Here is a 13268-nt window from a genome sequence, read left to right as displayed (position 1 = left end):
AGCTTGTAAATTATTTTTGTAAAGACCGATTAATATTAGTTGTACCCAAGGATTTTGCATGCACGCTTCCAAAAAAGTACTCTCTGTTTTTTCATTAGTCATGATTAACGTTATTGCTGTTGATAGCCTACGTACACTACCGATGAGTGCAAAACTAGGTTTACCTTTAATTACTTATTATATCGTTGCTGCAATAACCTTTTTTATTCCTATTGCTTTAGTTGCCGCTGAGTTAGCAACTGCTTACCCCAGAACAGGTGGGATTTATGTATGGGTACGAGAGGCATTTGGCCAGCGTGCTGGATTCATTACGATTTGGCTGCAATGGATTTATAATGTTGTGTGGTATCCCACTATTTTAGCCTTTATTGCTGCTACCTTTTCTTATCTTTTTGCGCCTGAACTTGCTAATAACAAAATGTATCTCTTAACTACGACAATAAGCCTATTTTGGTTATTTACGTTTTTAAATTGTTTCGGCATGCGCTTATCCAGCTGGGTAAGTACTATAGGCGCTATCTTTGGAACCATATTACCTATGCTCCTTATTATTGGGCTCGGTATTATCTGGTTAGCGCAAGGCCGCCCTAGTGCAGTTGATTGGTCTAGTTCATGGTTACCAGACTTTAGCAATTTAGGTAATTTATCTCTTTTTGCGGCTGTTTTATTTGGTTTAATTGGGGTTGAAATGTCTGCAGTCCATGCAGAAGAAGTTAAAAACCCACAACGAGATTATCCAAGAGCCATTCTTTATTCGATTTGCATTATATTTTTAACGCTTGTTTTAAGCTCGCTTGCTATAGTCGTGGTCGTTCCTAATGCTAAACTTAGCGTCGTGTCTGGTTTAATTGACGCATTTGCTATCTTCTTTAGTAATTATAATATGACATGGATGACCTTTATTATTGCCTTGTTAATAATCCTTGGAGGTTTAAGTGGCGTTTCTGCCTGGATTATTGGTCCAACTAAAGGGCTTTTAATTGCAGCGCGTGATGGCTCACTACCACCGGTATTTGCTAGAGTTAATAAATATGGCTCGCCTGCTCCTATTCTAATTATTCAAGGCATCATCTTTACCTTATTAACAAGTGTATTCATCTTATTTGACTCAATTAATGCTGCCTATTGGCTACTTAGTGATTTATGTGCCCAAATGGCTTTGTTAGTTTATATTTTTATGTTCGCTGCTGCTATAAAGCTACGTTATAGTCAACCTGATTTACCTCGCGTTTATAAAGTTCCAGGTGGTAATGTATTGATGTGGGTAATTTCTTTAACTGGCATACTGTGTTGCATTTTAGCCATGCTAATTGGATTTGTTCCACCAACACAAATTCCCATTGGCAACGTGGCTTTCTTTGAAGCATTTTTAATTATTGGCCTTGTTATGTTTGTTGCCATTCCATGGTGGTGGGCAAAAAAGCCTTATAGCAGATAAAATTAAATTAAAGTATGTATCGTTACATAACCTATAAAATAGCTAGTTTAATTAACTGAAATATAAGCAATATAGGGTGTAAGAATAGAATTTATACTTAAGTTAACAAGTATAAATAATGGAGTACATCTTAGTTAAAAGTAGTATGTGATGTCATTAAAATTGATTTAACATCACATAATTAACTTTAACTAAGAATTAAGATATGCTCTAATATTTGCTAAATTTTATTATAACTAACTTCAATTTATTAATTTTCCGGCAAAGACATCAAGCTAGCATTACCACCAGCAGCCGTGGTATCTACCGTATAAGTACGTTCATGACATAAACGCAATAAATAATATGGACCCCCTGCTTTAGGCCCTGTGCCTGATAAACCTTCCCCACCAAAAGGTTGTAAACCAACCACAGCCCCTATCATATTGCGGTTAACATAACAGTTACCTGCACGAATACGGTTGCGAATATATTCAACCTGTTGATTTATACGACTATGAATGCCTAAGGTTAATCCAAATCCCGTATTGTTAATGTCTTGAATAACGTTATCCAACTCTTTGCGCTTGTAACGCACGACATGCAAGACTGGTCCAAATACTTCTTTTTTTAATGCTTTAATAGAATCAATAGCGATAGCCGTTGGTGGCATAAAATAGCCGTCAGCGCACTCTTCGGGCAAGATGCATTGATAAATAATTTCATATTGTTGTTTCATACTGTGCACATGATTTTTTAAAGCTAAGAGCGCTTCTCGATCAATAACTGGACCAATATCTGTAACAAGCCATTGCGGATCACCGATTTTGAGTTCTGCCATTGCGCCTTTTAATAAAGTAATCAAACGCGGGTAAATCTCATCTTGCACATACAAAACACGTAAAGCCGAACAACGTTGGCCAGCACTACCAAAGGCAGAATTAATTGTATCAACCACAACTTGCTCTAATAAGGCTGATGAATCCACAATCATGGCATTTTGCCCACCCGTTTCTGCAATAAAAGGAATAATTTCACCGCCACGAGAAGCTAAGGTTTTATTTATAATATCTGCTGTTTGGTTTGAACCTGTAAACAAAATTGCTTTGATACGCAAGTCATTGACTAAGGCAGAACCTATTACTTCGCCAGGTCCTGGTAATAATTGTAAAACATCATTAGGAATACCTGCTTGATGCATGAGTTTAATGGCGTAAGCTGCAATAAGCGGTGTTTGCTCAGCAGGTTTAGCAATAACAGTATTCCCTGTTACAAGAGCTGCAACGATTTGCCCTGTAAAAATTGCTAATGGAAAATTCCAAGGGCTTATACATAAAGCTGTTCCACGGCCATGCAATGAAAGCTCATTTAACTCGCCAGTATAACCTAGTAATTGCTGAGGCTTAGCCATTAATTTAGTAGCCTCTGTTGCATAATATCGACAAAAATCAATGGCTTCGCGAATTTCCGCTATACTATCATTCCAAGTTTTACCTGCTTCTTTACAAAGCATTGCCATCAGCAATGGCTTATTTTCTTCAAATAAATCAGCAATACGTAATAAAATAGCAGCACGCTCTTGTACTGGTTTTATGTTCCAATGTTTAAATGCTTTTTCAGCGCTGCTTAAGGCAGCTTGAATATCATTTAAAGTAGCATCTGACGTTCGGCCTATAGGTTTTTTTTGGTTTTGAGGCGAGGTCACACTATATTCAACTTGCTTATCTATTTTATCAGCTAATAACGGCCCGGCTTCCCAATGATTAAAGTCCATTCGCTCATATAATAATTTTAATTGATTTACAGCTTCTCTATCACTGAAATCAAATCCTACTGAATTTTGGCGCTCGGGCATGAATAAATTATTAGGTGAAGGGATATTCGGATTAGGTTTATTAATTAATAAATTAGCTCTTTCAACTGGATCTTCAACTAATGAAACGATAGGCGCTTTTTCATCAACAATCCGGTTTACAAAAGAAGAATTGGCCCCGTTTTCTAACAAACGACGTACAAGATAAGGCAATAAATCTTCGTGACTGCCTACAGGCGCATAAATTCGGCACGGAATTCCTAATTGATTAGCCGGTACAATTTGTTCATAAAGCTCTTTTCCCATACCGTGCAAACATTGAAATTCAAAATCTTGATAATCACCAGCAATCTTTAAAATCATTGCTACTGAGTAAGCATTATGCGTTGCAAATTGCGGATAAATAGCATCCGTCATGGTTAATATCTTTTTTGCACAAGCCTGAAACGAAACATCAGTAAACACTTTGCGTGTAAATACTGGGTAATCAGTAAAACCTTGCATTTGCGTTTTTTTAATTTCACTGTCCCAATAAGCACCCTTAATGAGCCTTACCATAATCCGGCGGTAATTTTTTCTAGCTAATTCTGCTATCCAATCTAATAAGTAAAAAGCGCGTTTTTGATAAGACTGTACAGCGATACCAAAACCTTGCCAACCATCCAGGCTGGGATTACTAAATACACTTTCTATTACATCAAGTGATAAGTCTAATCTTTCTGATTCTTCAGCATCAATAGTCAATGCAATATCATATTTATAAGCAGCTTGAGCCAGTGTTAAAAGCTTAGGTGACAGCTCATCTAATACTCTCTCACGTTGAGCTTCATTATAGCGCGGATGCAGTGCTGATAATTTTATTGAAATACCTGGGCGCTCATAAATAGTAGAATTTCTATCAACTCGACTACCAATAGCCTCAATGGCGTTATTATAAGCGGTAAAGTAACGAGCCGCATCATGTCGCGTAAGTGCAGCTTCTCCTAACATATCATAAGAATAACGATAGCCCACAGCCTCTTTTTTCTTAGCTCTAGACAGGGCCTCTGTAATAGTTCTACCCATAACAAATTGCTTACTCATAATACGCATAGCTTTTTCTACAGCTTTACGTACGACGCCTTCACCGCTTCGATTAAGCAAAGTTAGTAAGGCTTTACTTAAAAGGGAGTCAGCTCGTTCAGGGGTTAATACTTTACCTGTGAGCATCAATGCCCAAGTCGTAGCATTCACAAAAAACGAATCACTCTGGCCTCGATGTGATTTCCAATCAGCAGTGGCCAACTTATCTTTAATTAAGCTATCAATAGTGGCATTATCAGGTACGCGCAATAATGCTTCAGCCAGACACATAAGCGCAATCCCTTCTTCACTTGATAAAGCATATTCAGTAAGAAAAGAATCAATACCCGTACTTTTTTTCCGCTCAGATCTAACTTTTTCTACTAGATCTATGGCATCATTTTGAATTGCTTTTACAGTTTCTGGTGAAAGAATTGCTTTATCAATTAGTTCACGAACTAAAGCTTGCTCATCGGCTCGGTAAGCTTTATTAATGTGAGCACGAATACCTTGAGGAAGATGTCCATTAGACCTTTCCAACATAGTTTTCTCCAATAAATTGGCCAAAATATATGGTGGGATGATAATTCAGAAAATATTTAAATGAAATCAAATTTATCAAAAAAATACCATAGCCTATTTATATTCTGGTCTATTTTTCTGAGAAAAAAGAAAAAAATTAGATCTAAATATGTACAATTAGATTTTAATTTAACCTAAATATTTTAAAAAAACAAGCCAATTTAGTTTAAATTTAAATCAACTTGTTATAAAATAAAACACCCATTAAAATCATCTTAATTTAAGTCCTTGAATTGATTAAAAAATTATATAAATGATTAATCACATGCCTTATCAATTTACATTTGATTCAATTGCCAATATAATCACCACTCTCGGTGGTAAGTTTTACCACTTTTTTTGGTTCTGGTTTTAACTTTTTAACCCTGCAGTTGCAGATGTTTGTCTTATAAGTTAGCCGAGTTAAAAATGGTTCTATTAACAATGCTAACATGCCTCGCAGCGAGTCATTTTTAATCACAAATAACTAAGGAGCTACATCTCATGATTTTGGGTTTATCAGAAAGAAACGAGGAATTATGAATACGATATTGAGCCTACTGTCTGCCGCTTTTTTTTCTTCGAGCGTTTCAACAACAAGTCTACCTCCTACAACGCCCTCCGAAGTCAGCAAACCCATCATCCAAACCGCAGTAGCAGTTAAAAACATTACAGATATTAACCAGCAAGTTCAACAGTTAAGTCAAAAAGCACCTGAACTAAACAAAAAAGTTTTAAGATTAGCTTTAACAGCTTACCAAAAAGCTTCTAATAGTGCCAATGTAAAAAAACCTGTATTAACCGTGATTGATTATTCTTTACCTTCTTCTAAACAAAGAATGTGGGTTTTTGACTTACAGCAAGCTAAGCTTTTATATAATACTTATGTAGCACATGGTAAAAATTCAGGCGCCACTGTTCCCCATCATTTTTCTAATAAAATGTCTAGTAAAGAAACAAGCTTAGGAACTTATGTTACCCGCGATACTTATATAGGTTCCAAGGGGTTATCTTTAAATCTACAAGGATTAGAAAAGGGAATTAATGATAATGCTTATAATCGCCGTGTAGTTATCCATGGAGCTTGGTATGTAGAACCATCTTTTATCAAAAAAGCAGGTCAAGCGGGTCGCAGCTGGGGCTGTCCATCTATCGCAAAAACGTTAGCTAAGCCAGTTATTAATACCCTTAAAGGTGGTTCAGTTGTTTTTGCTTATTACCCAGATAAATATTATTTATCTCATTCAGGATTTGTATTAGTTTAAAAAAACAAAGCCAGGGATTTCCCTGGCTTTTCGCAGTCTTCCAACCAGAACATCCTGTTCTGTTCTCTATCCCTGAGTATCATTATCCATATGATTCCAGATCCATCTGTAGACTTCAATTCCTTATGAAGTCATGCTTTAAAATTAGCAGCCAAATCACTATACAGCAAGCTCAAAAAATTAAACAAATGATAAGTTTAACAACCATAGTCTAAATAAATTATTTATTAATCAAATACTTAAGATAAAATTAAAAATAATCTTAGTCAAATTATATTAACTATCTTACACTCTATTGAGATATTTCTTGGGTTACTTTAAGAACTTTACTAATTCCATTTATGGCAGATCAAGTAGAAAAAGGCCTCTTAGCTAAGTTAATTTTATTTACAAACTAGCCTTTTTAGAAATAGCCTCTTCCCGATAGCGGTTATCAATGCCTATTTAAAAGAAGGCTTTTAATTAAAAATTTGTGAAACATTTTAATTAAGGTAGTTTATAATTTAACATAAACTTGTATACTGCTTTACATTAATGAACGTGGTAGCTCTTAGAAGCTAATATCACTATTAACTATTACTTAGAGTAACGTTATGAATCAACATGAAGGCGTAAAGAAAGATAAACAACTGATTATCAACTGGCTTATCGAGCATTTTCCTAATGCTTTTTTTAAAAAAGGCCAACAAGTTAAACCACTCCAAATTGGTATATTTGATGAAATTGTTGAATTTTACGACAGGTTAGATTCTCCACCTTTTAGTAAAAAAGCATTAAGAGAGGCATTAAGTTACTATAGCTCATCGCCTGCTTATTTAAACTGTCAAAAAGCAAACAGTGCTCGAGTTGACCTATATGGTAATGAAGTTGATATAGTAACAAGCGAACAGGCTAAATATGCTCATCAACGTTATCAACAGCGCTATGTAGAAAAGAATAATGCCCAGGCTAAAGTAAAAGAGTAAAAATATACTTTATAAAAAAATTATTCCTATACATGTTAAAGCTTTCTGCAATACATTAAATAGTTAACACTTACTGAATTTTGTAAGCTTGCGCTACGGGTTAGAGGATTATAATTCATACCTTTTATCGTGACGACTTCAAACCCTTCGCATCTAAGCATAGCGGCTAATTCAGCTGGTTTAATGAATTTTTCATAGTCATGCGTCTGCTTAGGTAGTAAACCTAATAGGTATTCTGCTGCAATAATCGCTGTAGCATAGGCTTTAAACGTTCGATTAATGGTAGATAAAAATAACAGCCCTCCGGGTTTTAATAAACGGGCACAATGTTTAATAACCTGGTATGGCTCCGAAACATGCTCAAGCATTTCCATGCATGTAATTACATCAAATGGGGTTGCTTCATACTCTTCAATAGGCATACAGATATAATTAATATCTAAATGATTCATACTTGCATGTTCTTTCGCAACTTCAATGGCTTGATATTCAGCGTCAATGCCGGTCACTAATGCACCTTCGCGCGCTAGTGCTTCACTTAAAATACCTCCGCCACAACCAAGATCTAAGATATTTTTTTTAGCAAGCTTGGTGTAATCCTTAATAAAAGCTAAGCGAGTAGGATTAATATCGTGTAGTGTTTTTAAATCACCCTCGGTGTTCCACCATTGTAGGGAGAGTTTTGCAAACTTAGCTATTTCATGTTCATTTATTGAAGACTGATCTTGATTATTCATGGCAACTTAATAAATCCAAAGGTTGAAAAAAATCTACTACATCAGGATTGGTAATAAAACTTATATTATAGGGATGTTCTGAGGTAAGACCTTTAAATAGTGCTGTTTCCGGTACTTGTGCTGCAAAATAGCCGAATAAGATTAATTGTATTGAAGGATTATAAGCAGCTAATTGCTCTAATATGCTCGCCATAAAAGGACGCCATTGCTTTGCATGTAGTCGTACAGGTTGGCTAAGTACTAAAGTGGCATTTAATAACAGAAAGCCTTTATTAAGCATATTTAAGAATAATTGCTCTGCAGTTTGACAATAAAATGATTTGTTAAGCCTAGCAATAGCACTTTGTGATAAATCATCCTCTTTTAAATCACCACGCGCCAGAAGCAGCATTTTGATGAAGTTACGTAAAGAAGTTGCTCGATTAACTTCTCTGCTTAACCCTTTAGCGCTCCAAAGCGATTGAACGGCATTATCCCAAAAAGCATATCCATTAGCAGATTGGGCACGTGGATAAGGTGACTCACCTAACAAAATATAGCGAATATTAGATAAAGGCCATTTAAATGCAGCAAATAACTTATCTAACCCAGGCAGCCAGTCCGTTTGGACTTGTATTTGCTCTAGATAAGTTTGATCCATACACGCCAGGGCTTTCTTTAAAATCTTATGCCACTCTGGATGAGTATTTGCAATTAACTGGTCCAAAAGAGCTCCTTTCAGTGAAATAATTTAGTAAGTTAGCTACTATTATAATTGTCATTGACTAGATGGAAATCAAAAAGCCACTTAACTATTGCCCATGTCAATCCTCTATGTCATGTTGCATGAATAAATTTGAGAGTTCGTCATAACTAAAATGATCTTATGTTATCCCACAAATCTTATGTTATCCCACAAATCTTATGTCATCCCCGCGCAGGCGGGGATCTATCCACTACTTAGCATAGAGGTTAATTTTATATGGATTCCTGCCTGCGCGGGCAAGACATTTATATCTACGCAACAATGCTATCTTGCATTAAGGTATTTTAACGCCATAAACGCTAATCTGCACTGAATTAATTTAATTTCCACTGAAAAGTGTTAGATCAATAGGTGCTAAAACCAAGCTTTTGTAACAACAGCCTTCTCAATTTGGTTATTTTTATTACGTTGTAATATAGTCCAAGTTGATTTACAACGTTGGAGATGACCTATAAGCGCCGTTTGATTATTACAATGGTAACGTATTGGCATATTATCATAAACTTCTTCCCTATCTAAAGCCTCACACTTCTCACCTGTATTTAATTCAATGGCCCAAGGATAAGCTTTAGATACATCTAAAATCGTATGCTGGCTATTATTAACTGCTGTGGATAAATTGAGAAGTACACTTACACCATTCCACGGTGATTGAGGGCAAATAGCTTGCTTATGAGCGCTAAATTGGTTGACAAAACAAGGATCATATATTTTATTTTGAACTTTACATCGCCAAGCATCTTCACGTTTTATTCGCTGTGATTGCTGCCAGCAGTCACCTGAATATGTTTCTTTTACAACTAAGGGCTCTTGCGCTACAGTATCCCCAAAGGGCCTATACAATTTGATCTCGGTATCTGCATAACTTTGAGATATAAAAAATAAGATAAAAAACAATGTCACCTTTACTCGCATAGAGCCCTCTATTCTTTTATGGTAAATTTATATAATTATCAATAATACGTTGTTTAATGAATTGCTGAAAATTTAACAGGTTAGTCGAATGCAAGGAAGATGAGAAGATCAAAAACAGACTATTGATAAAAACATAATAATTAACTCAGAGGATAGCTTCCTAATTTATGCCTTACTTCTACAAAAGCTTTAATAGTCTTCTCTATATCTTGGATAGAATGCCCCGCTGTAGGAATTAATCTAATTAAGGCCTTGTTACTTGGTACTGCTGGATAAGTTACAGCTGAAACATAAATTTGATGCTCTTCTCTTAATATAGAAACAAAATGAAATAAATAACGCATGGAAGTCTTTTGCTCTATTACTTGCATAGTAACAGGTGTGATGGGAGATTGTGTGTCGCCTATATTAAATCCTGCATTTTGAAGGCCAAATTGCAATAATTCAGTATTTCTCCATAACGACCTTAAAAAGTCAGAATTAGCTAATATCAATTCTAGAGAGTTTAGTATTTTTTTCATAAATATAAGCTGCATACTATGCGAAAAAATATAAGTTTTAGCACTCCTTCTTAGATAATCAATAATCTCTTTGTTTCCTGAAATACAGCCGCCAACAGCTCCAAAAGCCTTAGAAAAGGTATGCAGTACTAAATCAACCTCATTCGCTACGTTAAAATGATGTGCTGTTCCTCTGCCATGTAATCCCATTACTCCTCCACCATGGGAATCATCTAAAAATAATCGTGCGCCATATTTTTCCTTTAACGTTATAATTTCTTTTAATTTTGCTAAATCTCCTTTCATGCTGTACACACCATCGCAGATAATCATAATACCTGCTTCTGCCTTCTCTCTCGCAAGCTTTAAAAATGCTTCTAGACTTTCCATATCATTATGTCTAAATACTTTATAAAGCGCGCCATTAGAAATTGCTAATTTTACCGCATCAAATAAACATGAATGAGCTTCTGCATCAATTAAAATGATATCTCCTGGCCCCGAAAGTGCCGGTATGACCCCTATAGCAGCTAAATAGCCTGTAGAAAAAACCATTGATGATTGACAGTGTATAAATGAAGCAAATTTAGCCTCAAATTCTTTAAAAGCACTATTGTTAGTTAAAAATCGAGAGCCCATAGGTAAATTTGCAGGACCTTCATTAATTACTTGGCGCTCTATAGCTCTATTAGAGGGATGATTTGTAAGCCCTAAATAATCATTAGAGGACCAATTTATTACCTCTTTTCCATTGCAAAGCATATGCGCGCCAATAGAGCCGCTTAACTCCGGTAATTGCTGATATTGGGATAAAAGTGCTTTAACATTAGAGAAGAACCCTGATTTATCATCATAACATTTGCTAAAAATATCGCCTTTTTTAATCATTGGACATTACTCCAAGCATGATGGATATAGGTAGCTAATTCTTTAACAGTGGGATACATTAAAATAGTGTTAGGCTCTAAATTTATAGATAAAGGTATGTGGAGTTCTTTTTCTAAATCCGAAATAAATAACATCGCATTTAATGAATCTAAATTTAAGTCTAATAAACTTGTATCCCCCTTAATTTCAATATTAGAGACCTCAGGGATTTTATTTAAAACAGAAATAATTGATGCCTCTACTTTATCTATATTATGATTCATATATGCTTCGTTCCCTACTTCCTTTCCATTACAACTTTAATCGTTATTCGCTAGTACCTAGCATCATAAATTACAGGTAACTTATTATCTAAAAGGGCTTTTTTATTAGCAACTCGCTCTATTTTCCCACTAGTAGTTTTCATAATTGCTTTCGGCTGAATGTTATAAATCGCTTTTACATTTAGTTGATATTCATTCATTACTAACTGTTTTATTTTTTCAAACAACATTTGTATTGTTTCTTGACCTTCAATCTGGGTAACTTCAAACATAATCCCAAGGCTTTCTTCACGAGCCGATTCAAATGAAAATGCAACACAGGCACCGTATTTTATTTTTTTAAATGTGGAAGTGATGGAATTTTCAATATCCTGCGGATAGTAATTAACACCTCTGATGATAATAAGATCTTTAATTCGACCTGTAATAAATAATTGATTATTTAAAATAAATCCTAAATCACCAGTTTTAAGAAATTTTGACGCTTTTCCTCTATCTATAATAGTTGCCCAGATATCATGTACTAAATCAGAATTCCAATACCCCTTAGTAACCGAATCGCCAGTAATACAAATTTCGCCAATTTCACCATTAGGCATTTCTTTTTTGCTGTTATAATCCATAATTTTAACAACTACATCTTGATTTAAATAACCACTACTAACTATCTCAGTTGCCTTAAATTTTCCATCATGTAACTTGATATTTTGTGTTTCGATTCCATATCTCCCTGTAACAAATAAAGTAGATTCCGCTAAACCATAACAAGGAAAAAAGACCGCCTTATTAAAACCACACAATGTAAATCGTTTTTCAAATTCATTTAAAACAGCAATATTAATAGGCTCAGCACCATTTAGTGCGGCACGCCATGAAGAAAGATCTAACTTGCTGATTTGTTCATCAGTTATTTTACGATTGCATAAGGAGTAGGCAAAGTTGGGCGCAGCACTCATCGTCCCTTTAAATAAAGTGATAGCTTTTAACCAATTATAAGGGTTTTTAATAAAATCTATGGGCGATAACATATATAAAGGTATTTGATTTACAAAGGATGTTAACAAAGAGCCAATTAACCCCATGTCATGATAAGGAGGGAGCCAAGAGACAGCTTTGTCATCTTTATTAATTCCTATGCTTTTAGAAATAAGGCTAATATTGCTTAATAAGTTCTTATGCGTTACCACCACCCCTTTAGGCAGCGATGTTGAGCCAGAGGTATACTGCAAAAAAGCAATATCATCTTCGTTAAGTAAGACTGGTTTAAATTCTTTAGCTATGGATGAACTAATTTCATCAGTAATAATCCAGGAAAATTTTTCAAATTCCCATGCCAATAACTCAAGCGTATGAGGAGTTATCTTTTCTAACAAAAAATTTAAAAAAGTTAAATTGCTACAAGACTTAATAAATTTCAATTGATTGATTTTTTTAACGATTGTTCTAGAGGAAAGAATACATTTAGGACTTGAATTTTGAATAACCGAGCTTAATTTATTAATTAAACGTTTATTCATAGGAGGATAGCAAGGTACGGCAATTACACCTAAATAAAGACATCCTAAAAATGAGTATATAAAATCCAAACCAGGCTCATAAATAAGTAACGCCCGGTTGCTTTTTTAAGATTATGTTGTTGTAAACAGGCGGCTACTGCTTGTACATTTTCTACGAGCGCTTGATTTGTAGCTACATTAGTAATATTTAAATTGTTATCAAGATAAATATACTGCTCTTTACTTGCCTCTTTTTCTACACTCAAATTTACTATATCAATGAGGGTCTGATTGGAAGACATAGAATAACCCTATAAATCCTAGAAATTTGTTTAATTTTTGAACAGATTTAAAAGTTATAGCACCAGTTTATTTTAATTTCCACCAAAAATTTACGATTTTTATAATTAGGAAGGCCAACTTCTAAATTAGTTAACTAAAAGCGTTTCTTAATTAATCTATAAAAATATTAATGAAAGCCATTACAAATCAAATTAAATCCCAAAATATTATAAAATCCTTAATACCTAAGCCTATATAGGTTCCCCTCTGGATTTTATTTAGTGTATTATTTCTACTTCATGGCAAAAACACTTTTTTACAGTTTAAAATTACGAGGTAGGTAAAAGTTTTTTGTCGTT

Annotated in this window: 11 protein-coding genes; 3 read left to right on the top strand and 8 right to left on the bottom strand. The window is 34.7% G+C overall.

Going from position 1 to position 13268, the window contains the following annotated elements:
• Window positions 1–58 precede the first annotated feature (58 nt).
• Window positions 59–1438 (top strand): APC family permease, encoded by a 1380-nt coding sequence (locus DYH30_RS04295; protein ID WP_115330466.1) that lies wholly within the window; start codon window positions 59–61, stop codon window positions 1436–1438.
• Between the two features lie 250 nt (window positions 1439–1688).
• Here the strand turns inward: DYH30_RS04295 and putA are convergent, their stop codons facing one another.
• Complete coding sequence (gene putA / locus DYH30_RS04290; protein ID WP_115330465.1) at window positions 1689–4835, bottom strand: bifunctional proline dehydrogenase/L-glutamate gamma-semialdehyde dehydrogenase PutA; 3147 nt, start codon at window positions 4833–4835, stop codon at window positions 1689–1691.
• 557 nt (window positions 4836–5392) lie between these two features.
• Between putA and DYH30_RS04285 the strand changes: the two genes are divergently transcribed.
• The gene (locus DYH30_RS04285) at window positions 5393–6118 is read left to right on the top strand and encodes a murein L,D-transpeptidase catalytic domain family protein (protein WP_115330464.1); all 726 of its coding nucleotides are present in this window, start codon (window positions 5393–5395) and stop codon (window positions 6116–6118) included.
• 593 nt (window positions 6119–6711) lie between these two features.
• Window positions 6712–7083 carry a ProQ/FINO family protein gene (locus DYH30_RS04280; protein ID WP_115330463.1) on the top strand — a complete coding sequence of 124 codons (372 nt, stop codon included), beginning with the start codon at window positions 6712–6714 and terminating at the stop codon, window positions 7081–7083.
• 35 nt (window positions 7084–7118) lie between these two features.
• On the opposite strand, the gene ubiG is transcribed toward DYH30_RS04280, so the two are convergent.
• From ubiG to DYH30_RS04245, 7 genes are all read right to left on the bottom strand, one after another.
• Window positions 7119–7820: a bifunctional 2-polyprenyl-6-hydroxyphenol methylase/3-demethylubiquinol 3-O-methyltransferase UbiG gene (ubiG, locus tag DYH30_RS04275; protein ID WP_115330462.1), complete on the bottom strand. Its 702-nt coding sequence runs from the start codon at window positions 7818–7820 to the stop codon at window positions 7119–7121.
• On the bottom strand, window positions 7813–8526 hold the full coding sequence (locus DYH30_RS04270) for a uracil-DNA glycosylase family protein (protein WP_115330461.1): 714 nt from the start codon (window positions 8524–8526) through the stop codon (window positions 7813–7815). The genes ubiG and DYH30_RS04270 overlap by 8 nt, the downstream gene beginning before the upstream one ends.
• Window positions 8527–8919: 393 nt before the next feature.
• Window positions 8920–9480, bottom strand: coding sequence for a hypothetical protein (locus tag DYH30_RS04265; RefSeq protein ID WP_115330460.1), 561 nt, complete (start codon window positions 9478–9480; stop codon window positions 8920–8922).
• A 140-nt stretch (window positions 9481–9620) separates the two neighbouring features.
• Window positions 9621–10868, bottom strand: coding sequence for an aminotransferase class I/II-fold pyridoxal phosphate-dependent enzyme (locus DYH30_RS04260; RefSeq protein ID WP_115330459.1), 1248 nt, complete (start codon window positions 10866–10868; stop codon window positions 9621–9623).
• A complete protein-coding gene (locus DYH30_RS04255) occupies window positions 10865–11131 on the bottom strand; it encodes a phosphopantetheine-binding protein (RefSeq protein WP_115330458.1) in 267 nt (88 codons plus the stop codon). The genes DYH30_RS04260 and DYH30_RS04255 overlap by 4 nt, the downstream gene beginning before the upstream one ends.
• Before the next feature lie 50 nt (window positions 11132–11181).
• Complete coding sequence (locus DYH30_RS04250; RefSeq protein ID WP_160116150.1) at window positions 11182–12717, bottom strand: fatty acyl-AMP ligase; 1536 nt, start codon at window positions 12715–12717, stop codon at window positions 11182–11184.
• Complete coding sequence (locus DYH30_RS04245) at window positions 12693–12929, bottom strand: hypothetical protein (protein WP_115330456.1); 237 nt, start codon at window positions 12927–12929, stop codon at window positions 12693–12695. Before DYH30_RS04245 ends, DYH30_RS04250 begins: the two co-directional genes overlap by 25 nt.
• Window positions 12930–13268: the final 339 nt, after the last annotated feature.

Origin of the sequence: Legionella busanensis (assembly GCF_900461525.1) — a bacterium.
Classification (GTDB): Bacteria; Pseudomonadota; Gammaproteobacteria; order Legionellales; family Legionellaceae; genus Legionella_C; species Legionella_C busanensis.
This window is presented reverse-complemented; position numbering and strand designations above follow the sequence as displayed.